Genomic DNA, 25,061 nt, shown 5'->3' on the forward strand with positions numbered 1-25,061 from the left:
AACGAGAAAGAGGCGCAGCGGGAAAGACGCCCTGATACCGCCTAAGGATCACTCCTCGTCGTGTTCATCGTGGTAGCGAACCAGACGCTTGGGGGCAACCCGCCCTTCATCGTCGATCTCGCCCACACCGATGAACTCACGCTCCGGGCCCACCGTCATGCGAACCTGGCCGCTTTGCGGCGCGCCAGCTACCTGCACGGCTTGACCCTGGTTCACATAGGCGGCGACTGCCGCCAGCATGTTCACCTCGGGCAGTGCGGCCACGGCGGTATCCATCGGCAGCAACAAGGGGTCGAGCTGCTCCCGTGGCGGGATACTCTCGGCCTTGGCCTGTTCGAAGATGCACTCGAGCTGTTCCAGGGTCAGCATCCGCTCATAGGGATACGTGGCCACCTGGGTACGGCGCAGCTGGGTAACGTGTGCGCCACAACCCAGCACTTCACCCAGATCGTCCACCAGGGAGCGAATGTAGGTGCCTTTGCTGCAGTGCACTTCCAGCTTGACCTCATCCCCTTCAAAGCTGATGAGCTTGAGCTCAAACACAGTGATGGGGCGGGCTTCCCGCTCAATCTCTATGCCTTCACGGGCATATTCGTAGAGCGGGCGACCGTTGTGCTTGAGTGCCGAGTACATGGACGGCACCTGCATGATGGGGCCGCGGAACTGGTCCAGCGACTCGATCAGGGTACCCAGGGCCACGTTCACCGGACGGGTGGAAACCACCTCGCCGTCGGAGTCGCTGGTGTTGGTGCGCTCGCCCAGCTTGGCGGTCACCTCATAGCGCTTGTCCGCCTCCAGCAGATACTGGGAGAACTTGGTGGCCTCGCCGAGACAGATCGGCAGCATGCCGGTCGCCAGCGGATCCAGGGCGCCGGTGTGACCGGCCTTGGCTGCATTGTAGATACGCTTGACCTTCTGCAACACATCGTTGGAGGTCAGACCGGTCGGCTTGTCCAGCAGCAGGATGCCGTGTACGTCACGACCCTTGAAACGGCGTCTACGAGACATCTCAGGCTTTATCCTCAGTTGTATCATCCGGTGCGGCTTCGTCTTCTTCACGGCCGGCTTCGGCCATGCGACGCTTGTCGTCACGCACTGTGTTGGACACCAGGTTGGAGATGCGCATCCCCTCGACCAGGGTCTGGTCGTAGTAGAAGCGCAGCTCGGGCACCACCCGCAGGCGCATGGCGCTGCCAAGCAGGCTGCGGATGTAGCCGGCCGCTTCGGTCAGGCCCTTGAGCCCTTCCGCGATGCGCTCGGCATCGATATCCAGCTGCAAGAAGGTGACATAAACCTTGGCATAGTTGAGGTCCTTGGACACTTCCACGTCCGAGACGGTTACCATGCCGATGCGCGGGTCCTTGACCTCACGCTGCAAGATCAGCGCGATTTCGCGCTGGATCTGCTGGCCGACCCTGTTGGTCCGGCTGAATTCTCTGGCCATATTCTATCCTGCGATAAAAGGGGGCCGCAGCCCCCTATTTTGTCTAACTGTCGGCTTACAGAGTCCGTTGAATTTCAATGGTCTCGTAAACTTCGATCTGGTCGCCTTCGCGTACGTCGTTGTAGTTCTTGACCGCGATACCACACTCGTAACCGTTGCGGACTTCGTTGACGTCATCCTTGAAGCGACGCAGGGATTCCAGCTCGCCTTCATAGATAACCACGTTGTCACGCAGAACACGGATACGGTTGGAACGCTTGACCACACCTTCGGTAACCATACAGCCGGCAACGGCGCCGAACTTCGGTGACTTGAAGACGCTACGCACCTCAGCCAGACCGATGATTTCCTGACGATACTCAGGAGCCAGCTTGCCGCTCATGGCCTGCTTCACTTCGTCGATCAAATCATAGATGACGGAGTAATAACGCAGATCCAGGCTCTCGGATTCGATGACCTTGCGCGCAGAAGCGTCGGCACGGACGTTAAAGCCCACCAGGATGGCGCTGGAAGCCGCAGCCAGAGTGGCGTCGGTTTCGGTGATGCCACCAACACCCGAGCCCACGATCTTGACTTTGACTTCGTCGGTAGAGAGCTGGACCAGCGCATCGCAAATTGCTTGCACCGAACCCTGTACGTCGGCCTTGATCACCACGTTCACTTCGGACACTTCGCCCTCTGTCATGTTGGCGAACATGTTTTCCAGCTTGGCCTTCTGCTGGCGAGCCAGCTTGACGTCGCGGAACTTGCCCTGACGATAGAGCGCCACTTCACGGGCTTTCTTCTCGTCACGTACAACAGTGGCTTCGTCACCGGCAGACGGCACCCCGGACAGACCCAGGATTTCCACCGGCAGGGACGGACCCGCTTCCTTGATTTCACGACCCAGTTCGTCACGCATGGCACGGATACGACCGTATTCCAGACCACACAGTACGATGTCGCCCTGGCGCAGAGTACCTTCTTGTACCAGCACGGTGGCAACCGGACCACGACCTTTGTCCAGGAAGGATTCGATCACGACGCCGCTGGCCATGCCATCGACTACCGCTTTCAGTTCCAGTACTTCGGACTGGATCAGGATGGCTTCCAGCAGGTCGTCGATACCTTCGCCAGACTTGGCAGAGACATGAACGAACTGGCTATCGCCACCCCAGTCTTCTGACATGACGTTGTAACGGGCCAGCTCGGTCTTGACGCGATCCGGATCCGCTTCAGGCTTGTCGATCTTGTTGACCGCAACCACGATGGGTACTTCAGCCGCCTTGGCGTGCTGGATGGCTTCGATGGTCTGCGGCATGACGCCGTCATCGGCAGCAACAACCAGAACGACGATATCGGTCGACTTGGCACCACGAGCACGCATGGAGGTAAACGCAGCGTGACCCGGAGTATCCAGGAAGGTGATCATGCCACTGTCGGTTTCGACGTGGTAAGCACCGATGTGCTGGGTAATACCACCGGCTTCGCCAGCAGCAACCTTGGCTTTACGGATGTAGTCGAGCAGCGAGGTCTTGCCGTGGTCGACGTGGCCCATGATGGTCACGACAGGGGCACGGGACTTGGCTTCGGAGGTCTCGTCACGATCGGACAATACCGCCTCTTCCAGTTCGTTCTCACGGCGCAACACCACCTTGTGACCCATCTCTTCGGCGACCAGCTGAGCTGTCTCCTGATCGATCACCTGGTTGATGGTGGCCATGGCGCCCATCTTCATCATCGCCTTGATGACTTCAACACCCTTGACGGCCATCTTGTTGGCCAGTTCGGCTACAGTGATGGTTTCGCCGATGACAACGTCACGGTTAACCACAGCTGCGGGCTTGTTGAAGCCGTGCTTCATGGCGTTGGGCATGGCCATCTTGCCGCGCTTGCCTTTGCGGGCACGCGGGTTGCGGGAGTCGCGATCGTCTTCACGACGACCGGCCTTCTTCGGGGCCTTGACCGCTGCAGCAGCCGTGCGACGACTGGTCTCTTCCTTCCGGTCCAACTCGTCTTCTGCGGCTTGCGCATGCTTGTTGGTGGTCAGATGATAGTCACTGCTCTCTTTGGCGCGAGCAGCTTCTTCTTCAGCCCAGCGAGGGCCGTTCTGTTCCGCCATGAGACGAGCCTCTTCGGCTTTCTTGGCGGCGAGTTCTTCTGCTTTTTGCAAAGCTGTTTGTTCCTGTTGGCGCTTCAGTTCTTCTGCTTCGCGCTTGGCCATCTTTTCTGCCTCTTGCTGAGCTGTGCTACTGGCTGCTTTGGCGGGCTGTGGAGCCTGTCGAGCCTTTGATTGTGCCTCGATCCGCGCCTTTTCCTCAGCTTCACGACGAGCCTGCTCAGCCTCACGGCGAGCCTTCTCTTCAGCATCGAGACGAACCTTGTTCTCGGCCTCGCTACGAGCTTTTTCTTCTGCTTCCAAACGCGCTGTTTCCTCGGCTTCCGCCTGGCGCTGTTCATCTTCCAGCGCCGAGCGTTTTACATAGGTGCGAGTCTTGCGCACTTCAACCTGCACTTCCTTGTTCTTGCCGCCAGTCCCCTGAACACTGATGGTGCTCTTGGTCTTGCGCTGCAAAGTCATGCGGGCTGGTGCGGTGAGCTCGTCACCTCCATGCTGTTTTTTCAAGTGAGCCAGCAGAGTCTGTTTTTCAGACTCGCTGACGAGGTCGTCGGCCTTGCTCTTGCTGATACCGGCATCGACAAACTGCTGGAGAAGACGATCAACCGGCGTGTCGATGTCAGTGGCAAGTTGTTTGACTGATACTTCTGCCATTCATTTTCCTCCGTTTGATCTTATTCAGACTGCTCTTCTCCGAACCAACAGATATTGCGAGCAGCCATAATCAGCTCACCGGCTTTCTCAGCGGTCAGCTCTTCAATGTCGGCAAGGTCGTCGATACCTTGCTCTGCCAAATCTTCCAGGGTGCCGACACCACGCGCGGCCAGGGCATATGCCATGTCGCGACCGAGGCCAGCCAGATTGAGCAGGTCTTCGGAAGGCTCTACGCCGTCCAAGGATTCTTCTTTGGCCAGGGCCTTGGTGGTCAGGACATCCTTGGCACGCTTGCGCAGCTCTTCCACCATGTCTTCGTCCAGACCGTCGATGGCCAGCAGCTCATTGACGGGTACGAAGGCGATCTCTTCCAGAGTCGAGAAGCCTTCTTCCATCAGCAGACCGGCGAAATCGTCGTCGATGTCCAGGGCGCTGGTGAACAGGGTCAGGATGCGATCGTTCTCGGCCTGGTGCTTGGAGCGCATGTCCTCGACGGTCATGACGTTCAGCTCCCAACCGGTCAGCTGGGAAGCCAGACGCACGTTCTGACCGTTGCGACCGATGGCCTGGGCCAGGTTGGCGGCTTCCACGGCGATATCCATGGTGTGGTTGTCTTCATCCACTATGATGGAGGCCACATCGGCCGGCGCCATGGCATTGATCACGTATTGTGCGGGGTTGTCATCGTACAACACTATGTCGGCACGCTCACCGCTCAGCTCTGCAGAGACGGCTTGCACACGAGCACCACGCATGCCTATACAGGCACCGATCGGGTCGATACGACGATCATTGGTTTTGACGGAGATCTTGGCGCGGGAGCCCGGGTCACGGGCGGCGCCCATGATTTCGATCATCTCTTCACCGATTTCCGGTACTTCGATGCGGAACAGCTCTTTCAGGAAATCCGGGCTGGAGCGGCTGACGAACAGCTGGGAACCACGGGCTTCGGGACGCACGGCGTAGAGCAGACCACGAATACGGTCGCCCGGACGGAAGGTCTCGCGCGGCAGCATGTCGTCACGGAAGATCACGGCCTCGGCATTGCTGCCCAGATCCAGTATCACGTTGTCACGATTGCTCTTCTTGACCACACCGCTGATGATGGTGCCTTCCTTGTCCTTGAACTGGTCAACGACTTGGGAACGCTCGGCTTCGCGCACTTTCTGCACGATAACCTGCTTGGCGGTCTGGGTGGTGATACGGTCGAAGGTAACAGAATCAATCTGATCTTCTACATAGTCACCGAGCTGGATCTCGGGCTGCTCGATCTGAGCGGCTTCGAGGGTGATTTCACCGTACGGGTTCTCCATTGCAGCCTGATCGGCTACAACAACCCAGCGACGATAGGTTTCGTAGTCACCGGTCTTGCGATCGATTTCAACCCGAACTTCAATCTCGCCTTCATATTTTTTCTTGGTCGCAGTCGCCAGCGCAGTCTCCAGAGCCTGGAAAATCTTCTCGCGGGGTACCGCCTTCTCGTTGGATACAGCGTCAACGACCAGCAAAATCTCTTTATTCATATCCGATAGCCTCGTTAACCAAAGTTCGGCACTATGTTCGCTTTTTGGATATTGGTGAAAGCCAACACGTCGTCCTTACCATCTACTGTCAGGGTGATCATGTCGCCTTGCACAGCTTTGATTACGCCTTTGAACTTGCGGCGGTTATTTGTTGCCATCCGCAGCTGCACTGCCGCCTCTTGGCCAACGTATTTTTCGAACTGGGCAACCTTGAACAGCGGACGATCCAGACCAGGGGAGGATACTTCCAGGAAGTATTCTTCTGTGATGGGATCTTCGACATCCATGATGGCGCCAACCTGATGGCTGACTTCAGCACAGTTTTCGACAGTCACACCATTCTCGCCGTCGATAAAGACACGCAAAGTGGAGTGGTTACCCGCGCGGATAAACTCAATACCCCAAAGTTCAAAACCCAAGGCAACGACCGGAGCCTCGAGCAGATCGGTCAAACGTTGTTCCAACGTAGCCAAAGTCACCCTCCGAAAAACAAAAAAAGGGCATAAAGCCCAGATAAATATCGATTCAGAGTAAATCGCACATAACAAAAAGCCCCGATGTCAAATCGGGGCTTGGCGCTTTACCCTGATTGTCGCCTCGCAGCGACCGCCTTCCTGAGCGTAGGAAATGCGTGAAATTTGGTTGCGGGGGCCGGATTTGAACCGACGACCTTCGGGTTATGAGCCCGACGAGCTACCATGCTGCTCCACCCCGCGTCCGAAATCGTGCGAGATTATAGCCAGTTCATTCTCTTCATACAAGACTGAGTGACTATAATACACCCGGTTACCCGAGTTCACTGCTTAATTGGTGCCGTGGGCGGGACTCGAACCCGCACACCCTAGAGCACTACCCCCTCAAGATAGCGTGTCTACCAATTCCACCACCACGGCAAAACTCACTTATTGGGGAACATCAGTATCTTTGTTTACTGGCGCTTTGGTCTGCTCAACCTGTTCGGTTTGTTGCAGATTTTCCCATTCACTACCCTGTTTTACCTTGTGGCTGGACATAGAGCCAAGCACCAAACTAATCAGAAAGAACAGAGTAGCCAAAACTGCTGTTGTTCGGGTCAGGAAACTGCCTGAACCACCGGAGCCGAATACGGTATTCGATGCCCCTGCGCCGAAGGAGGCGCCCATGTCAGCCCCTTTACCTTGCTGAATCATCACCAGACCAATCAGAGCCAGTGAAACCAGCAGATAAACGACTAAAAGAATTTCGTACATTTAACTTGCACCCTTTGCCGCTTCAACAATTCCTAAAAACGTCTTGTCATCGAGGCTTGCTCCACCAATCAGACCGCCGTCAACGTCGGGCTGGGCAAACAAATCTCTCGCATTGGTCGGTGTCACGCTCCCACCATAGATGATTCTAACTTTCTCACCTATTACCGGAGTATCCTCCGCCAAGCGACCGCGTATAAAGGAATGAACCTCTTGTGCCTGCTCGGGTGTGGCGCATTTACCTGTACCTACAGCCCAAATCGGCTCGTAGGCGATGATAGCATTATCGAAAGCCATCGCGCCATTTTTCTCTATGACGATGTCCAGCTCTTCAGCGATCACCTCGAAGGCTCTTCTCGCTTGCCTCGCTGCACCTGACTCCCCCAAACATAAGATGGGGATCAAGCCTGCCGCTCTGGCTGCCGCAAACTTCTCTGCGACGATAAAGCTGGTCTCACCAAAGAGACGCCTGCGCTCGGAGTGCCCTACCAGTACGTAACGACACCCTGCCTCAACCAGCATCTCACACGAGACTTCACCCGTATAAGCGCCTTGTCGGTGCTGACTCACATTCTGAGCCCCCAACTTCATTACCTTTTGCTCGTTGAGCAGTGCGGCGGTGAAGTCGAGATGCACATGGGATGGACACAAGACCACATCTACTTGCTCATCAATACCTTTCAGGCATTGGCCAGTAAACTGCTCTAACTGCGACCTACTACCGTGTAACTTCCAGTTGGCTGCTACAAACGGCTTTCGATGTCCCATCGGCAACTCCCTTGCGAAAGCGGGGCTGATAATATCCAGAGGATTGTCAGCTGACAAGTGCTATTTTTAAATTTTCGAATCGTTTGAACAAGATACAACCAGGGCGGCTAAAAAGCCGCCCTTTTTGTTCATTAAAACGCCGATTCAACCTGTTGTGCAATGCGCTGGGCCATGTCGCGCACCTGTTGCTCATGTTCACCTTCCACCATGACCCGGATCAGGGGTTCGGTGCCGGATTTACGCAGCAATACGCGACCACGGCCGGCCAGCTCCTGTTCCACCTTGGCGACTTCCTGGTTGACGGCGTCAGCCGCCAGCGGATCCTTGCCCTCGGCGAAACGGACGTTCACCAGCACCTGCGGGAACTTGCTCATGCCGGAGCGCAGCTTGGCCAGCGGCATCTCGGCGGTGCAGATGGCCATCAGCACCTGCAGGGCGGCGACTATGCCATCCCCTGTCGTGGTCTGATCCAGGCAGATGATGTGACCTGAGTTTTCACCCCCGATACGCCAGCCCTTCTCATTCATCATCTCCAGCACATAGCGGTCACCCACTTTGGCCCGGGCAAACGGGATCCCCAGGGTCTGCAACGCCAGCTCCAGGCCCATGTTGGCCATCAGAGTACCGACCACACCGCCTTTGAGACGGCCGTTGCGCAGGGCATCGCGGGCAATGATGTAAAGGATCTCGTCGCCGTCGATGATGTAACCGGTGTGATCAACCATGACCAGACGATCGCCGTCACCATCGAATGCCACGCCCAGGTCTGCCTTGCACTCCAGCACCTTGGCCGCCAGCGCGTCGGGAGCGGTAGAACCGACCCCGTCGTTGATGTTGAGACCATCCGGGCTGCAGCCGATGGCAATCACCTCGGCGCCCAGCTCGCGGAAGACGGAAGGAGCTATGTGGTAGGTTGCGCCATTGCCGCAGTCGACCACCATTTTCAACCCTTCCAGACTCAGGTTGGATGGGAAGGTGCTCTTGCAGAACTCGATATAGCGGCCAGCAGCATCCTCGATACGCACGGCTTTGCCCAAATCGGCGGACTCGACACACTTGATCTCGTGATCCAGCTCGGCCTCGATAGCCATTTCCACATCATCCGGCAACTTGGTACCGTCAGCGGAGAAAAACTTGATGCCGTTGTCATAGAAGGGATTGTGTGAGGCGCTGATTACGATACCGGCCTCGGCACGGAAGGTGCGGGTCAGGTAGGCAACGGCCGGGGTGGGCATGGGGCCCATCAGAATAGCCTTGAGGCCGGCAGCGGAGAGGCCGGCTTCCAGTGCGGATTCCAGCATGTAGCCAGAGATGCGGGTATCTTTGCCGATCAGCACCTTCTTGGTGCCCTTCTTGGAGAGCACCTTGCCTGCTGCCCAACCCAGCTTCATCACGAAATCAGGGGTGATCGGAAATTCGCCAACCTTGCCGCGGACACCATCGGTGCCGAAATACTTTCTTGCCATTATCTGTTCTCGTTTTTTTATTTGGATATGAAATCTTGTCCCGTCATTACCATCCAGCCGGCGCGCAGGGCATCCATGGTCTCTCGCACATCGTGCACCCGGATGATCCGGGCGCCATGTTGCATCCCGATCAGCGCGCAGGCCAGGCTGCCAGCCAACCGATCATCAACCGGTCGGCCAAGCAGGTTGCCTATCATAGACTTTCGCGACATCCCGACCAAGAGCGGAAGCTGGTAATCGAGCAACTTGCTCTGCTGTGCCAGTAGTTGATAGTTGTGTGCCAGCGTCTTGCCAAAGCCGTAGCCCGGGTCCAGCAACAACTGCTGGCGCCGGATCCCGGCTGCCAGACAGGCGGCAATACGCTCATCGAAGAAAGCCCTCACCTCCCCCAGCAGGTCATCATAAAGGGGTTCCGCCTGCATGGTTCTCGGCTGGCCTTGCATGTGCATCAGACACACTGGTACGTCAGCTTCTGCGGCAACCGCCAGGGCGCCGGGCTCAAGCAGCGCCCTGACATCATTGATGAGATGGGCTCCCGCCTTGCAACCTTCGCGCATCACGGCAGCCTTGGAGGTATCGAGGGATATCATCACATCCAGCTCGGCGACCAGCCGTTCGACCACGGGGATCACCCTGTCCAGCTCTTCTTGTTCGCTCACGTCAGGGGCGCCAGGACGGGTCGACTCGCCACCAATATCGATAAGTGTTGCCCCGTCAGAGACCATCTGACGCGCATGGACCATCGCCCGTTCAATCTGATTGAAATGACCGCCATCGGAGAAGGAGTCTGGGGTGACATTGAGGATCCCCATGACATGGGGGCGTTCGAGGGAGAGGCTGAGCCCTTTGCTGATTAACTGCATCTTCACTTCCATTTGCACAAAGAAAAACCCCGGGACCAGCCCGGGGTTTGCATCATTACAATTTATTTGGCCGGGAGATCATTGGCCTTGTCGATATCGACATCAGCCACCTGCTCGACCTCGGTCACAGCCGGTTTGGCATCCTCTGCGACAGTGGCACCACCTGACGGGGTATCGCTGTGCTCATCATGCCAGTTGCTCGGAGCACGCACCTCGCGACGGGCCATCAGATCATCGATCTGCTTGGCGTCGATGGTTTCGTACTTCATCAGCGCATCTTTCATGGTGTGCAGTACGTCCATGTTGTCCAGCAAGATCTGCTTGGAGCGGGCGTAGTTGCGATCGATAACCTGCTTGACCTCTGCATCAATGACTCGCGCGGTGTCGTCGGACATGTGCTTGGCCTTGGCCATGCTGCGACCGAGGAACACTTCGCCGTCTTCTTCTGCATAGAGCATAGGGCCGAGACGCTCGGACATGCCCCACTGGGTCACCATCTTGCGGGCGATATCGGTCGCACGCTCGATGTCGTTGGACGCACCGGTCGATACCTTCTCGGCACCGTAGATCAGCTCTTCCGCCAGACGACCACCGTAGAGGCTGGAGATCATGGACTCCAGGTGCTGCTTGGAGTGGCTCCAGCGATCCTGCTCGGGCAGGTACATGGTCACACCCAGCGCACGACCGCGCGGTATGATGGAAACCTTGTAGACAGGGTCATGATCCGGCACAAGACGACCTATGATGGCGTGACCCGCCTCATGGTAAGCCGTCATTTCCTTCTCGGACTCCTTCATCACCATGGAACGGCGTTCCGCCCCCATCATGATCTTGTCCTTCGCCTTCTCGAACTCGGCCATGGAAACCACACGGCGGCTCTCACGGGCAGAGAAGAGCGCAGCTTCGTTGACCAGGTTGGCGAGATCAGCACCGGAGAAACCCGGAGTACCACGTGCAATCACGGCTGCATTGACATCATCTGCCAATGGCACCTTGCGCATGTGCACTTTCAGGATCTGCTCGCGACCACGCACATCCGGCAGACCGACCACAACCTGACGGTCGAAGCGACCCGGACGCAGCAAGGCCGGATCCAGTACGTCAGGGCGGTTGGTGGCAGCGATGACGATGACGCCTTCATTGCCTTCAAAACCATCCATCTCGACCAGCATCTGGTTCAGGGTTTGCTCGCGCTCATCGTGACCACCGCCGAGACCCGCGCCACGCTGGCGACCGACCGCATCGATTTCATCGATGAAGATGATGCAGGGGGACGACTTCTTGGCCTGTTCGAACATGTCACGTACCCGGGAGGCACCGACACCCACAAACATTTCGACGAAATCAGAACCCGATATGGTGAAGAAAGGCACCTTGGCCTCACCCGCAATGGCCTTGGCCAGCAGGGTCTTACCGGTACCGGGAGGACCTACCAGCAGTACGCCGGTCGGGATCTTGCCACCCAGTTTCTGGAACTTGCTCGGATCGCGCAGATAGTCGACCAGCTCTTTCACCTCATCTTTGGCTTCATCGCAGCCTGCGACGTCAGCAAAAGTAGTCTTGATCTGATCTTCGCTCATCAGGCGAGCCTTGCTCTTGCCAAACGACATGGCACCCTTGCCACCGCCGCCCTGCATCTGACGCATGAAGAAGACCCAGACACCGATCAGCAGCAGCATCGGGAACCAGGAGATGAAGATAGAGGTCAGCAAAGACGGCTCTTCCGGCTTCTCACCCATCACTTTGACATTGTGATTGAGCATGTCGTTGAGCAGCTGGGGATCCGGCGCCGGTATGATGGTGGTGAAACGTTCACCAGTGCGCTTGACGCCATTAATGACCTTGCCATCCATCCGCACTTCACGGATCTGCTCTTGGGTCACTTCTTTAACGAAGCTGGAATAGTCCAGCTGGCGACTGGTGGTATCGCTGGGGCTGAAGCTATTGAACACCGACATCAACACGACGGCGATGACCAGCCACAGGATTAGGTTTTTCGCCATGTCACTCAAATCAATGACCTCGCAGACTGACAGTTAACGATGAAGGTTAGGGTACTACAGTTTAAAACCGGTAGCCACAATGTAGACTTCTCGTGAACGAGCACGAGACGAGTCTGGTTTACGAATCTTGACAGCAGAGAAAAGCTTACGAATTTCATTGAGATAGGCATCGAACCCCTCTCCCTGGAATACCTTCACCACGAAGCTGCCATTAGTGCGTAACACTTGATTGCACATGTCGAGCGCAAGCTCGATCAGGTACATGGCGCGGGCCTGATCCACCTGTTGGGTGCCACTCATATTGGGCGCCATATCAGACATGACCACATCCACCTTGTCCGGACCAACACGGTCCAGCAAAGCGCCGAGTACAGTCTCCTCCCGAAAGTCCCCTTGCAGGAAATCGACACCGGCAATGGGATCCATCGGCAAAATATCACAGGCAATGACTCGCCCATTGTCACCCACCTGCTCAACGGCGAACTGGGACCAGCCACCCGGGGCGGCCCCCAGATCCACGACCGTCATGCCGGTGCGAAGCAATTTGTCCTTGCCCTGGATTTCATCAATTTTGAAAACAGCGCGGGAACGCAGCCCCAATTTCTGGGCTTTTTTGACGTATTGATCGTCGAAATGTTCTTTTAACCAGCGGGTTGAGCTGGGGGAACGTTTTTTCTGGGTCATGATTATCGACTTTAAAAAACCACAAGGGTTATTAGTATTAAGGGCTAAGTGGGGGTAGAATACGCCCCTTTCAACCCTGACTTATGAAGAAATTGCCATGATTCTCAACAATAAACAGAAACAGTACCTCAAGGGCCTTGCCCACAGTCTGAAGCCCGTTGTCCTCTTGGGTCAACATGGTCTGACCGAAGGTGTACTGGCCGAGATCGATCTGGCGCTGAACCACCACGAGCTGATCAAGGTTAAGGTTGCGTCTGAAGATCGTGAGATGAAACAACTGGTTATGGATGCAATTGTCCGTGAAACCGGCGCGGTCAAGGTACAGAGCATCGGCCACGTGCTGACCATCTACCGTCAGGCCAACGAGCCGAAAATCCAGCTGCCCCGCAAGTAACAGGAAAGAGCCTCGCTCTTTCCTTCATTTCCCTTCTTCCCAAGTCGCTTGCCAAAGTAGTCGCCAGGCCCTTAACCTGCGATGAATACTCCTGGATACCCGCTATGGATCACCATCAGATTCTCACCGAAGATGAACTGGCCATGCTACGGGACTTGGGGAGCGATCAGGAGATGGCCGCCGGACAAGCCCTGAGCGGTTATCTCGCCACTCCCTTGCTCGGGCTGTTGCAACGCGCCGATCAGCTGGTACTCGAAGCCCGCTTTGCCGGGCATCAACTCCGCTTTCCGCTGCGCTTCACTCAGGGAGACGATGGCTTTGTCGAACCACGCATCGCCGCTCCCGTCATCAAGGAGCTGGGCTACCCTCATCTGCGCGCCTGGCGCCTGGATGAAAAAGCCCGCTTCAAAGTGGCCGAAACCGAGTATCTGGTACACAGTCTGTCGCTGGATGGGCTTGTCGTGGAAGGCTTGCCGACCAGACTGACCATCGGCGCCACTCTCAGCGGTACCCTGCTCATTCATGAACTGGCCCCTCTCCCCCTCTGCGCCGAGCTGATCAGGCATATCCATCAGCGCAATGGCGTACAGGGCTGGGCACTCCACTTCCAGATGGCCAAGCCGGACCTAGAACGACTGCGAAGCTGGATGTTCCAGCGCCATCAGGATGCGTTCACCCAGGCTTACCAACCCCGCTAAATACAAACAGGGGAGCCGTGCTCCCCTGTTTCAGGCATCACATCAGAGGTAGGCGACGGCCAGGATCTCGTATTCCACATCGCCAGCCGGCGTCTTGACGATGACGACATCGTCCACTTCCTTGCCGATCAAGGCTCGGGCAATGGGCGAGTTCACGGAGATCATGTTCTGTTTGATGTCCGATTCGTCATCACCCACGATACGGTAGACCACTTCTTCTTCCGTCTCGCTCTTGAGCAGAGTCACGGTTGCACCGAAGATGACACGACCATTGTTGGCAATCTTGGTGACATCGATCACCTGGGCATTGGAGAGCTTGCTCTCAATTTCCTGAATGCGGCCTTCACAGAAGCCTTGCTGTTCACGGGCGGCATGGTATTCGGCGTTTTCTTTCAGATCGCCATGTTCACGGGCATCTGCAATCGCTTCGATTATCTGCGGACGAAGCTCGCTCTTCAGATAGTCGAGCTCTTCGCGCAGCTTTTCCGCGCCGCGAACAGTCATCGGAGTATGATTCATAGTCGAAACCTGGGTTGCTTGAAAAAGAGAAGCTGCGGCAATCAAAGAGAGCCGCAGCTATCGGTTCGGATGGGGCATCTTAATATGAAGCCAGCACAAAATCCATGTCAGTCCCTGCGAGCGGGATCGCGCTTTGCACTCAATTCTGCTTGGGCTCAGAGACGCCAATCGGGGCCGACACTGTCGGTTTGCCCTGCATGATGGAGATCTCCACTCGCCGGTTCATACGCCTATTGTCCGGATTGGTGTTGGGCACCAGGGGCTGGGTGTCGGCCATGCCTTGCACCACCAACCGTTTACCGTCAAAGCCAGGCACCTTGATCATCTGGTGAGCCACCGCCACCGCACGCTGGGATGAGAGATCCCAGTTCGATTGAAACAGCTCATTTTCGGTCGCTATGTTGTCGGTATGGCCCGACACGGTTATCTCGCCTGGCACATCTTTCAACAAGCTGGCGACTTTGCGAATAACCGGCCAGAACTGGGGTTGCAAGAAAGCCGAACCGGCCGGGAAGGCGGCTTTCTCACGGATCCGGATGATAATCTGCTGACCAAGGGCTTCCACCTCGATGGCGCCATCTTGAATCTGGGCTTTCATCTGCTCGGCCAGCGCCTTGGCCAGTGCATTTGACTGCTCTTGCTGCTTCTGTGCTTCCTGCTGCTTTTGCGCCTCTTGCTGGGTATCGCCACCACTCAACTGCCCATCAGTCTTGTCATGCCCACCCGCCTGATCGGCGTCACCGGGCTGAAAATCAAGCTCCGTCTGGGTCATGTCGATAGTCTGCTGCATGATGGTATCGATAGGGGTCGGCTCAGGGCGACCCGGCCTGAACTCCTGGGCGATGACGGAAGTTCCCTTGGGAATGTCTTTCACTTCCAGAATGCTCTGCACACCAAAAGCATTTCTCATAGAACCGGCGATCTGCTTGAACTTGAGTACATCCATCTCGGCAAAAGAGAGCAGCAGTACGAAGAAACACATCAGCAATGACATGAGATCGGCGAAGGTCCCCATGTATGCGGGGAGACCGGGAGGCGGACACTTGCATTTTGCCATGGCGAAGATTACTCCGTTGCCTGCTCACGCTTGGATTGATGCAGATAATTCTTGAGCAGGGACTCTATCACCCTGGGGTTTTGACCGTCCTGGATCCCCATGATGGCATCGAGGATAAGCGAGCGACTGAGCCGTTCTTCCGAATTGCGCAAATCAAGCTTGTCCGCGATGGGAATGGCAAACATGTTGGCAAGGATGGCCCCATAAAGGGTGGTCAACAAGGCAACCGCCATGGCAGGCCCGATGGATTTGGGATCACTCATGTTGGAAAGCATGGCAACAAGCCCCACCAGAGTACCTATCATGCCCATGGCGGGGCCCAAGTCCCCCAGCGCCCGAAAGACCTTGATGGCATTGGTGTGCCGCTCCTCGGTGAGGTCTATGTCTTTTTCCATCACAGATCTCACCACGTCCGCATCATGACCATCGACCAGCATGTCGATCCCCTTTTTCATGAAGGTATTGGGGATCTCGGCAGCTTCCAGTGCAAGAAAGCCCCCTTTGCGAGCCGCATCGGCCAGCTCGACGGACTTGAGGATCAAGTCATCGAGTTTGTCGCCCTTGTACATGAAGGCCTTGCCAGCGACCTTGAATGCCATAAAAAACTGGCCGATGTTGAACTTCATCATGCCAATAAAAATTGAGCCCATAAAAGTGATCAGAATGGAGGGAACATCCACAAACATGCCGACGCCACCACCCAGCACCATGGCATAACCCACCACCCCAAAGCCGAGCACTATGCCTATCAGACTGCCTAGATCCACGTCCCTACTCCTGTCACCGGTTCTGATGTCTATGATAGTTTGTTGAATTTTCTGCTATTACGCACCAAGCGGCAAGGGCCACCATATTTTTCCTTACCCACAAGATGGCTTATTATCGGCCACTTTTCCGAGAGTTTAAGCCGACTGCGCTTTTCTGCCTCCCCCCTGTGCGTCGTCGATGTTAAGATAAGCCGTTTTTTTCAATCCCCGAGGATGAACATGGCCAGTAAGAAAATCGACCGCCTGAGTTTTGATGCCACTCTGGAAGAGCTGGAAACCATAGTTCATCAACTGGAACAAGGTTCCTTACCGCTGGAAGAGGCACTCAAGCAATTCGAACAGGGTGTCCATCTGGTACGGGCTGGGCAGCAGAAGCTGGAGCAGGCCGAACAGAAGATCCAGATCCTGCTGACTCAGGCCGATGGCACTGAGCAAGCGGTCCCCTTCCAGCCAGAGCAAGGAGAGGAATGAGTGACGCTGGACGATTTTTCCCGTCTGCATCGGCAACGTATTGACGACTGTCTGTCTGCACAACTTGAATCCTTGCCCGCCATGGCCCCGCGTCTGCGCGATGCCATGAGTTACGGCCTGCTGCTAGGCGGCAAGCGGGTGCGCCCTTTTTTAGTCTATGCCGTGGGTGAAATGCTGGGCGTCAAACGCGAGCTGCTGGACGGCCCTGCCGCGGCTGTGGAGTGCATCCATGCCTACTCGCTGCTGCACGACGATCTGCCCGCCATGGACAACGATGACTTGCGTCGTGGTCAACCGACAGTACACAAGGCATTTGATGAAGGCACCGCCATCCTTGCCGGTGATGCCTTGCAGACCCTGGCCTTCTCCATTCTGGCAGATCATCCCCTGCCCGACCGGCTTCTGGCCAACCGGGTACGTATGCTAAGCACCTTGGCCCGCGCCTCCGGCTACCTTGGCATGTGTGGCGGACAGGCACTGGATCTGCAGGCCGAAGGCCGCCAGATCAGCCTCCCCGAGCTGGAGCAGGTGCATCGCCACAAGACTGGCGCCCTGATCGAATGCGCCGTGGCCCTCGGAGCCCTGTGCAAGGCCGACGTAGACGACACCACACTGGCGGCACTGCAAGCCTATGCGGCAGCCATAGGGCTCGCTTTCCAGGTACAGGATGACATCCTCGACATCACAGGGGATACAGTGACACTGGGCAAGCCACAAGGCTCTGATCTGGCACAGGAAAAAAGTACCTATCCGGCCCTGCTCGGACTCGACAATGCCCGTGAGCTGGCTCGCGAACTGCACGGTAAAGCCTTAACAGCCTTGCAATCTTTGCCCTACAATACCGACATTCTGGAAGCGTTTGCCGATTACATCATTGAGCGAACCCACTAAACGCTGGATAACAGTAACAATATGAGCGTTGATATAAGCAATTTCCCCAACCTGGCCCTCGCGGATACGCCGGTCGAGTTGCGATCCCTGCCCTACGAACGGCTGCCGCTGCTGTGCAACGAACTGCGTGAATATCTGCTGCGTTCGGTGAGTCGCTCCAGTGGTCATCTCGCCTCCGGGCTCGGCACCGTCGAGCTGACGGTAGCGCTGCACTACGTCTACAACACCCCGTTCGATCGCCTGGTGTGGGACGTGGGTCATCAGGCCTATCCCCACAAGATCCTGACCGGTCGTCGGGACCGGATGCAGAGCATTCGTCAGAAAGACGGCCTGCACCCCTTCCCCTGGCGCGGCGAGAGCGAGTATGACGTGCTCTCGGTCGGTCACTCCAGCACCTCCATAGGTGCGGCGCTCGGCATGGCCGTTGCCGCCGAGAGCGAGGGCCTGGGTCGCAAGGTGGTGGCAGTGATTGGTGACGGCGCCATCACCGCCGGCATGGCATTCGAGGCGCTCAATCACGCCGGCGATGTCCATAAGGACATGTTGGTGGTGCTCAACGACAACGAGATGTCCATCTCCGAGAATGTGGGGGCGCTGAACAACCATCTGGCCCGCATCATGTCTGGCAAGCTCTACACCACTATCCGCGAAGGCGGCAAGAAGGTGCTGGCGGGGCTGCCGCCGGTCAAGGAGCTGGCCAAACGGGCCGAAGAGCACCTCAAGGGCATGGTAGTACCCGGTACCCTGTTTGAGGAGTTCGGCTTCAACTACATAGGCCCCATCGACGGCCATGATATTGAGGCGCTGGTCGAGACCCTGCGCAACATGCGCAATCTCAAGGGCCCGCAGCTGCTGCACGTCAAGACCAAGAAGGGCAAGGGCTATGAGCCCGCAGAGAAAGACCCCATCGGTTATCACGGTGTGCCCAAGTTCGATCCGGACGAATGCACATTGCCCAAGGCGAGTGGCGGCAAGCCAAGCTTCTCCGCCATCTTCGGCCAGTGGCTGTGCGACATGGCGGCGAAAGACGAGAAGCTGGTCGGCATCACCCCCGCCATGCGCGAGGGCTCGGGGCTGGTCAAGTTCAGCCAGCAGTATCCGGATCGCTACTTCGATGTGGCCATCGCCGAACAGCATGCGGTCACCTTCGCCGCCGGCCTTGCCATCGCCGACAAGAAACCTGTGGTTGCCATCTATTCGAGCTTCCTGCAACGAGCCTATGACCAGGTGATCCATGATGTGGCGCTGCAGGCATTGCCGGTGCTGTTTGCCATCGACAGGGCTGGTCTGGTGGGTGCCGATGGGCCGACCCATCAGGGAGCATTCGACATCAGCTTTCTGCGCACCGTGCCCAACATGGTTGTCATGACCCCGTCCGACGAGAACGAGTGTCGCCAGATGCTCTACACCGGCTATCAGTGCAACCAGCCGGCTGCGGTGCGTTACCCCCGTGGCAGTGGCACAGGTATCGAGGTGCAGACCGAGATGCAGGCGCTCGAACTGGGCAAGGGCCGTGTCATTCGCGAGGGCAAAGGCACCGCCATACTGGCGTTCGGCACCCTGCTGCAGCAGGCCAGGGCTGCCGCCGAAGCGCTTGATGCCACTCTGGTGGACATGCGCTTCGTCAAGCCGATGGATGAGGCGCTGGTGCTGTCGCTTGCTGCCTGCCACGACCAGTTCGTGACCATAGAGGACAACGCCATCATGGGTGGCGCCGGCTCTGCGGTGAACGAGCTGCTGATGCGCAAAAAGCAGTGCAAGCCGGTGCTCAATCTGGGCCTGCCGGATCGCTTCGTGGAGCAAGGCACCCAGGAGGAGATCTATGCGTTGCTGGGACTCGACAGCACGGGCATTCAAGCCAGCATAGAGGCCTGGCTGTTGACCTGAACAGGCTCGTTGACGAGCAAATAAAGAAGGGCGCCTGATGGCGCCCTTCTTGGGTTTTCGCTTCTGACCCGAGTCAACCCTTGTAGATCTTGGGATTAAACACATCCCGCAGCCAGTCACCCAGCAGGTTGATGACCAGCACCAGCACCACCAGACAGATGCCGGGGAAGGCGGTGATCCACCAGGAGCCCGAGAAGATGTAGTTGAAGCCGACACTGATGAGCGAGCCCAGCGAAGGTTGATCCACCGGCATCCCCAATCCGAGGAAGGAGAGAGCCGCTTCGCTCATGATGGCGTTGGCCACCTGAACGGTGGAGATCACCAGAATGGGCGACAGGCAGTTCGGCAAAATGTGACGGAACATGATGCGCGGGGCACGGAACCCCATCACCTTGGCCGCTTCCACATACTCCTTCTTCTTCTCGGCAAGCACAGAGGCACGCACAGTCCGGGCATACTGGGGCCACTCGGCAATGCCGATGATCACCACCAGCATCAGGATGGCAAACTTGGAGTAGAACTCGGAGCCAAAGGTTGCCTGGAAGATGGCGGAGATGATGATGGCCACCATCATGGTGGAGAACGACAGCTGCACATCGGCAAAGCGCATCAGCAGATTGTCGATGCGGCCACCGAAGTAACCGGCGATCAGACCAATGACGATGCCGAGCACCAGTTGCAATCCCACCGCGAACAGGCCGATGGAGAGCGAGATGCGGGCACCATAGAGGATGGTGCTCCAGATATCACGCCCCTGATTGTCGGTACCAAGCCAAAAGCGCTCTTCGCCACCATCCAGCCAGGAGGGTGGCAGCTCCGCATCCATCAGATCAAAACTGGTCTGGTCATAGACGTTGTGCGGTGCCAGCCAGGGCGCCAGCAGCGCCGCCAACACGAACACCACGAACACCGCAAAGCTGAACATGGCTACCTTGTCCCGCAGGAAGTAGTAGACCAAATCAGAGTTCTTGAATCGAGCCCAACGGCTTGGGCTCACAGTCACAGCGTTACTCATACGCTTACCCCTTGGCGGTCAGGTTGACGGTCGGGTTGATGAACCCGTAGAGCAGGTCGACCAGGGTATTGGTCACCACGAAGATAAGTCCCACGAAGATGACGTAGGCGGTGATGAGCGGCGTATCCACTCTGTGGATCGCCTCAAGGAACAGGAAACCGGTTCCCGGCCACTGGAACACGCTCTCGGTCAGAATGGTGTAGGCCACCATGGTGCCGATCTGCACGCCACCGACGGTAATCACCGGCAGCATGGTGTTTTTCAGAGCGTGCTGGTAGTAGACCTTGTTGTTGTCCAGCCCCTTGGCACGGGCAAACTTCACGTACTCGGAGGAGAGCTGCTCCAGCATCTCGGAGCGTACCAGCCGGATAAACAGCGGCAGCATGATGGAGGAGAGGGACACGGCCGGCAGTATCAGGTGCAGGATACCGTCCCAGGTGAAGAAACCCGACTCCCAGCCCAGCACATTGGCGGTCTCGCCACGGCCATAGGCCGGCAGCCAGCCAAGCTGGATGGAGAAGAGGTACATCAACATGATGGCGGTCAGGAACACAGGAATGGAGATGCCTATGCTGCTCACGGCCATGATGATCTTGGTCAGGATGCTGCGCGGGCGGATCGCGGAGTAGACCCCAAGCGGAATGGAGACCACTACTATGATCACGGCGGCGCCGAACACCAGCTCAAGGGTCGCTACCAGCTTGTCGAGGATCACCTCGAGGGCCGGTCGCTTGAAGAAATAGGAGGTACCCAGATCCCCATGCACCGCATTTTTCAAGAAGCGGCTGTATTTGATGAGGAAAGGATCGTTAAGGCCCATCTTCTCGCGCAATTCGTGACGCTGGGCTTCGGAGACTGATTGTCCCACCAGCTCGCGCAACGGATCCCCCAGGTTGTCCTGGATGGAGAAGGCAACCAGGCTGATGACGAACATCACTATCACGGCCTGATAGAACCGTTTCAGCAGGAATGTAAACATGCTTGTCCTTCTACGTGGCCTGTGTCTTGGCACAGGCTTCTGTTAATGGCGGGGGTTGCCACAGGCTTCCCCCGCTCAGTCCTTCCTTGCGACTCGCTTACTTGCCGACCACCAGATCGCCGAAGTAAGGGAAGTTCATTACGTTGACGATGGGCTTGATGTCGGCGTTTTTCTTGGCGCCATACGCCAGATTTTCCCAATGGAGCGGCACATAGGCAGCATCATCGATCAGCATGGCTTCCACCTTTTGCAGCATGGCAGCACGCTTGGCCGGATCTGTCTCGGCGTTGGCATCCATCACCATCTTGTCAGCTTCTGCGTTGGCATAGCCGGCGCAGTTGTACTGACCCATGCCGGTTTCGGCATTCTTGGTGAAGGTCAGGAACTCGAAGAAGTTGGCCGTATCTTCGGTATCCGAGTGCCAGCCGATCAACTGCATGTCTGCGGCGCACTTGTCAAACTCGGGCCAGTATTGCGCCACCGGCATGGTCTTCAGATCCACCTTGATGTTGATCTTGGCCAGCATGGCGGAGACCGCCTGGGCAATCTTGACGTCGTTGACGTAACGGGCGGCCGGGGAGATGAAGCTCATCTTGAAGCCCTGCTCGTAGCCCGCTTCCTTCATCAGCGCCTTGGCCTTGGTCAGATCATACTGGGGCTTGAGCGCCTCGTTATGACCGGCATAGCCTTTCGGGCTCAGCTGACCAGCGGGAGTACCAAAACCCTTGTTGATCTTGTCGACGATGCCCACCTGGTTGATGGCGTAGTTGATCGCCTGACGTACGCGCTTGTCTTTGAGCGCCGGGTTGGTGCTCTGGTTCAGCTCTATGATGATGGCGCGAGTACCGGACAGAGTCACCAGCTGGGTGTCCTTGCCATTCTTGACCCGTTCCAGATCGTTCGGGGCAACCGGGTAGATGACATCCACGTCCCCGCCCAGCAGGGCGGCAACACGGGTCGCATCTTCCTTGATCGGCACCAGGGTCAGGTTGTCGACGTTGCCCTTGGAGCTCTTGTCCCAGTAGTTGGCGTTGCGGGTGTACTCCAGCTTGACGCCCTGCTCGCGGAACTTGACGCTGAACGGACCTGTACCCGAGACATTGGTGGACGCATAAGAGTCACCGTTCTTGACGATCTCGGCCTTGTCTTTGCCTGCTTCTGTCTTGCCGGTATAGAACTTGGAGTCCATCGGGAAGATATAGGTGACGGTCTGCAACACCAGGGGATAGGGCTTGTCGGTGATGATATCAACGGTGAAATCATCCACCTTCTTGATGTCGGCGATGGGGTCGAAGATGGCCTTGAAGTCCACCGAGTCTTTCAAACGCTTGACGCTCCACACCACGTCATCGGCTGTGAAGTCGTTGCCGGAGTGGAACTTGACGCCCTTGCGCAGATGGAAGCGGACTGTCTTGTCGTCGATACGCTCAAACTTCTCGGCCAGGCGTGGCTCGAACTGCAGATCCTGAGTCCAGCGCATCAGGGGATCGAACACCAGGTGGGACATCTCCAGGGTCTGACCGGAGAGCTGCTCCTGGGGATCCAGCGAGGTCGGATCAGAGGCTACGGCGACCTTGATGTCGGCGGCAGAAACGTTAAAGGCGAGGCCGGCGGCGAACAGCGCCATGGCGATCTTGGATAATCCTTTCTTCATGTCTTTCTCCATGCTTTTGGCTTTCTTATTGACAGACAAACCGGCGAGCCGGTGCTTTCCTAGCTTGCGATTTCCAGCCCCTCACGGGACATTCCCTTGAATTCCGGCATGAGGGAAATCAGCTTGCGGCTGTACTCATGCTCGGCATTGGTAAACAATTTCTCGGTCTCGGCCACTTCCACCAGATGACCGTGCTGCATCACACCGATGCGATCGCACATCTGGCGGATAACCGGCAGATCGTGGCTGATGAACAACATGGTGAGCCCAAGCTCCTGCTGCAGATCCTTGAGCAAGTTGAGGATCTGGGCCTGTACCGACACATCCAGCGCCGAGGTGGGCTCGTCACAGATGAGGAAGCGCGGCCGGGTCGCCAGTGCTCTGGCGATGGAGATGCGCTGACGCTGACCGCCGGAGAACTCGTGGGGATACTTGACCCCAGCACCACGGCCGAGTCCGACGTGATCGAGCAGGTCGTTGACTATCCCCTCGATCTGGCTCTCGCTGCCCGCCAGCTTATGGAAACGGATGGGCTCGGCGATGATGTCACGCACCTTCATGCGCGGGTTCATCGAGGAGTAAGGGTTCTGGAATACCATCTGCATCTGGCGGCGCAGGGGGCGACGCTCACGCTCGCTCTTGAGCGCGGTGAGATCGATCCCCTCGAAGAAGATCTTGCCGGTATCGGGCGGATAAAGCCCTGTAATGGCACGGGCTATGGTGGATTTGCCGGAGCCCGACTCCCCCACCAGACCGAAGGTCTCCCCTTCGAAGATCTCGAAGCTGATGTTGTTGCAAGCCCGCACGTACTGGCGGCGGCTAGGGAAGATCGAATCCTTGGTGACAAACCTCAGGTCCACGTTCTCCACCCGCAGCAGGGCCCCTTCGTAAGTGCGCTCGTCCTGACTCTGACCGAGCCAGTGAGTCTTGAGATCGATATTGGTATCAGGCGCACTGGCATCCTCGATATAGGAGACCAGCGGGAAGCGCACCAGCTTGACGTCAGAGCGGGGCACAGCCGAGATGAGGCTGCGGGTATAAGGGTGATTGGGGCGGCCCAGCACCTGTTCAGTGGTACCGAACTCCACCAGATCGCCGCGATACATGACCGCCACCTTGTCGGTGACGTTGGAGACAACGCCCATGTCGTGGGTCACCAGCATGCAGCCCACCTGGCGCTCTTTGCAGAGGTTGCGGATGAGCTGGAGGATCTGATCCTGAATGGAGACGTCGAGGGCCGTGGTCGGCTCATCGGCAATGATGAGCTCGGGATCGCCACTCAGGGCGATGGCGATAACGACCCGCTGACGCATGCCACCTGAGAACTGGTGCGGATACTGCTTGATGCGCAGCTCGGGCTGCGGGATCCCCACAGCCCCCATCAGCTCGAGGGCCTTGGCAAAAGCCGCATCGCGAGAGAGATCAGTATTGGCCAGAATGGTTTCCACCAACTGCTGTTCAACGGTGAACAAGGGGTTGAGGGAGGTCATGGGATCTTGAAAGATGAAACCGATGCGGGAACCACGGATGGCTCGCATCTCGTTCTGGCTCTTGCCGGAGATGAGTTCGCCGTTGAGATAGATGTCGCCACGGGCTATGCGACCCGGTGGGCTCAGCAGGTCGATGACGGCGTTGCCTATGGTGGATTTTCCGGCGCCAGATTCGCCTACCACACCGACGATCTCCCCTTTTTCGACACACAAAGAGAGATCTTTGACCGCGGCCAGCACCCCATAGCGGGAGGGGTACTCGATCCGCAAGTTTTTCACTTCGAGCAAGGACATGTTTACCTCTGCGGGGGACATCCGTCCCAAATAATTCGTCCGTAAATCAGCCGCAGATGCCGGTTTGCCTTGGTACTTATCTTGAGTGCTTGTTCTGAGTAAGAAACGCTCAATCCATGAGGCAGTTAAACCAGCGATCCGGGCGGGTTTTTTGCATTTTTTTGGAATAACCCGCGAGTAACTTAGACGGTTTAACCGCGAGTGTAAATGATCGGG

Annotated in this window: 23 protein-coding genes and 2 tRNA genes; 5 read left to right on the forward strand and 20 right to left on the reverse strand. The window is 57.1% G+C overall.

What is annotated here, in order from left to right; translation table 11 throughout:
• Nucleotides 1-48: 48 nt before the first annotated feature.
• The 13 genes from truB to rlmE form a co-directional block, all read right to left on the reverse strand.
• Entirely contained in the window at nt 49-1,008 is a 960-nt protein-coding gene (gene truB / locus GWQ31_RS18825) for a tRNA pseudouridine(55) synthase TruB (RefSeq protein ID WP_005317516.1), read from the reverse strand.
• A 1-nt stretch (nt 1,009) separates the two neighbouring features.
• Nucleotides 1,010-1,444 carry a 30S ribosome-binding factor RbfA gene (gene rbfA / locus GWQ31_RS18830; RefSeq protein WP_005317518.1) on the reverse strand — a complete coding sequence of 145 codons (435 nt, stop codon included), beginning with the start codon at nt 1,442-1,444 and terminating at the stop codon, nt 1,010-1,012.
• 55 nt (nt 1,445-1,499) lie between these two features.
• Nucleotides 1,500-4,196, reverse strand: a complete 2,697-nt coding sequence (gene infB, locus GWQ31_RS18835) for a translation initiation factor IF-2 (RefSeq protein ID WP_005317521.1) — start codon at nt 4,194-4,196, stop codon at nt 1,500-1,502.
• A 20-nt stretch (nt 4,197-4,216) separates the two neighbouring features.
• On the reverse strand, nt 4,217-5,719 hold the full coding sequence (gene nusA / locus GWQ31_RS18840; RefSeq protein WP_005317524.1) for a transcription termination factor NusA: 1,503 nt from the start codon (nt 5,717-5,719) through the stop codon (nt 4,217-4,219).
• Nucleotides 5,720-5,733: 14 nt separating this feature from the next.
• Nucleotides 5,734-6,192, reverse strand: coding sequence for a ribosome maturation factor RimP (gene rimP / locus GWQ31_RS18845; protein ID WP_005317527.1), 459 nt, complete (start codon nt 6,190-6,192; stop codon nt 5,734-5,736).
• 166 nt (nt 6,193-6,358) lie between these two features.
• Nucleotides 6,359-6,435: transfer RNA gene (locus GWQ31_RS18850), tRNA-Met, on the reverse strand.
• 92 nt (nt 6,436-6,527) lie between these two features.
• Nucleotides 6,528-6,612 (reverse strand) — tRNA-Leu (locus tag GWQ31_RS18855).
• A 9-nt stretch (nt 6,613-6,621) separates the two neighbouring features.
• Complete coding sequence (secG, locus tag GWQ31_RS18860) at nt 6,622-6,948, reverse strand: preprotein translocase subunit SecG (RefSeq protein WP_021138145.1); 327 nt, start codon at nt 6,946-6,948, stop codon at nt 6,622-6,624.
• Nucleotides 6,949-7,713, reverse strand: coding sequence for a triose-phosphate isomerase (gene tpiA / locus GWQ31_RS18865; protein ID WP_021138144.1), 765 nt, complete (start codon nt 7,711-7,713; stop codon nt 6,949-6,951).
• Nucleotides 7,714-7,844: 131 nt separating this feature from the next.
• A complete protein-coding gene (glmM, locus tag GWQ31_RS18870) occupies nt 7,845-9,179 on the reverse strand; it encodes a phosphoglucosamine mutase (protein ID WP_005317535.1) in 1,335 nt (444 codons plus the stop codon).
• A gap of 17 nt (nt 9,180-9,196) precedes the next feature.
• Entirely contained in the window at nt 9,197-10,042 is an 846-nt protein-coding gene (gene folP, locus GWQ31_RS18875) for a dihydropteroate synthase (RefSeq protein ID WP_275910010.1), read from the reverse strand.
• A 62-nt stretch (nt 10,043-10,104) separates the two neighbouring features.
• Nucleotides 10,105-12,054: an ATP-dependent zinc metalloprotease FtsH gene (ftsH, locus tag GWQ31_RS18880; RefSeq protein ID WP_005317541.1), complete on the reverse strand. Its 1,950-nt coding sequence runs from the start codon at nt 12,052-12,054 to the stop codon at nt 10,105-10,107.
• Between the two features lie 45 nt (nt 12,055-12,099).
• On the reverse strand, nt 12,100-12,729 hold the full coding sequence (gene rlmE / locus GWQ31_RS18885; protein WP_005317545.1) for a 23S rRNA (uridine(2552)-2'-O)-methyltransferase RlmE: 630 nt from the start codon (nt 12,727-12,729) through the stop codon (nt 12,100-12,102).
• 97 nt (nt 12,730-12,826) lie between these two features.
• Here rlmE and yhbY point away from each other — a divergent pair, with 97 nt between their 5' ends.
• Nucleotides 12,827-13,123 (forward strand): ribosome assembly RNA-binding protein YhbY, encoded by a 297-nt coding sequence (yhbY, locus tag GWQ31_RS18890; protein WP_005298134.1) that lies wholly within the window; start codon nt 12,827-12,829, stop codon nt 13,121-13,123.
• Between the two features lie 104 nt (nt 13,124-13,227).
• Nucleotides 13,228-13,821 carry a PilZ domain-containing protein gene (locus GWQ31_RS18895; protein WP_265463006.1) on the forward strand — a complete coding sequence of 198 codons (594 nt, stop codon included), beginning with the start codon at nt 13,228-13,230 and terminating at the stop codon, nt 13,819-13,821.
• A 42-nt stretch (nt 13,822-13,863) separates the two neighbouring features.
• Here GWQ31_RS18895 and greA read toward each other — a convergent pair whose 3' ends face one another.
• The 3 genes from greA to pomA form a co-directional block, all read right to left on the reverse strand.
• On the reverse strand, nt 13,864-14,340 hold the full coding sequence (gene greA, locus GWQ31_RS18900; RefSeq protein ID WP_005317553.1) for a transcription elongation factor GreA: 477 nt from the start codon (nt 14,338-14,340) through the stop codon (nt 13,864-13,866).
• A 139-nt stretch (nt 14,341-14,479) separates the two neighbouring features.
• Complete coding sequence (locus GWQ31_RS18905; protein WP_265463008.1) at nt 14,480-15,397, reverse strand: flagellar motor protein MotB; 918 nt, start codon at nt 15,395-15,397, stop codon at nt 14,480-14,482.
• Between the two features lie 8 nt (nt 15,398-15,405).
• Nucleotides 15,406-16,164 (reverse strand): flagellar motor protein PomA, encoded by a 759-nt coding sequence (gene pomA / locus GWQ31_RS18910; RefSeq protein ID WP_111588456.1) that lies wholly within the window; start codon nt 16,162-16,164, stop codon nt 15,406-15,408.
• 219 nt (nt 16,165-16,383) lie between these two features.
• Here pomA and xseB point away from each other — a divergent pair, with 219 nt between their 5' ends.
• Genes xseB through dxs form a run of 3 tightly spaced genes read left to right on the forward strand, consistent with a single transcriptional unit; the run spans nt 16,384 to nt 19,413 of the window.
• Complete coding sequence (gene xseB / locus GWQ31_RS18915) at nt 16,384-16,635, forward strand: exodeoxyribonuclease VII small subunit (RefSeq protein WP_005317577.1); 252 nt, start codon at nt 16,384-16,386, stop codon at nt 16,633-16,635.
• Entirely contained in the window at nt 16,636-17,526 is an 891-nt protein-coding gene (gene ispA / locus GWQ31_RS18920; protein ID WP_265420919.1) for a (2E,6E)-farnesyl diphosphate synthase, read from the forward strand. It abuts the gene before it with no gap.
• A 21-nt stretch (nt 17,527-17,547) separates the two neighbouring features.
• Nucleotides 17,548-19,413 (forward strand): 1-deoxy-D-xylulose-5-phosphate synthase, encoded by a 1,866-nt coding sequence (gene dxs / locus GWQ31_RS18925; protein WP_275910011.1) that lies wholly within the window; start codon nt 17,548-17,550, stop codon nt 19,411-19,413.
• A 73-nt stretch (nt 19,414-19,486) separates the two neighbouring features.
• Here dxs and GWQ31_RS18930 read toward each other — a convergent pair whose 3' ends face one another.
• The 4 genes from GWQ31_RS18930 to GWQ31_RS18945 all read right to left on the reverse strand — a co-directional run bounded on the left by GWQ31_RS18930 (nt 19,487) and on the right by GWQ31_RS18945 (nt 24,845).
• The gene (locus GWQ31_RS18930) at nt 19,487-20,428 is read right to left on the reverse strand and encodes an ABC transporter permease (RefSeq protein WP_275910012.1); all 942 of its coding nucleotides are present in this window, start codon (nt 20,426-20,428) and stop codon (nt 19,487-19,489) included.
• Between the two features lie 4 nt (nt 20,429-20,432).
• Nucleotides 20,433-21,407 (reverse strand): ABC transporter permease, encoded by a 975-nt coding sequence (locus GWQ31_RS18935; RefSeq protein WP_005317584.1) that lies wholly within the window; start codon nt 21,405-21,407, stop codon nt 20,433-20,435.
• Nucleotides 21,408-21,504: 97 nt separating this feature from the next.
• Nucleotides 21,505-23,061 carry an ABC transporter substrate-binding protein gene (locus tag GWQ31_RS18940; protein WP_265463010.1) on the reverse strand — a complete coding sequence of 519 codons (1,557 nt, stop codon included), beginning with the start codon at nt 23,059-23,061 and terminating at the stop codon, nt 21,505-21,507.
• Between the two features lie 59 nt (nt 23,062-23,120).
• Complete coding sequence (locus GWQ31_RS18945) at nt 23,121-24,845, reverse strand: ABC transporter ATP-binding protein (RefSeq protein ID WP_265451911.1); 1,725 nt, start codon at nt 24,843-24,845, stop codon at nt 23,121-23,123.
• Nucleotides 24,846-25,061: the final 216 nt, after the last annotated feature.

The sequence above is a fragment of the Aeromonas sp. 2MA4 genome (assembly GCF_029237305.1).
Classification (GTDB): Bacteria; Pseudomonadota; Gammaproteobacteria; order Enterobacterales; family Aeromonadaceae; genus Aeromonas; species Aeromonas salmonicida.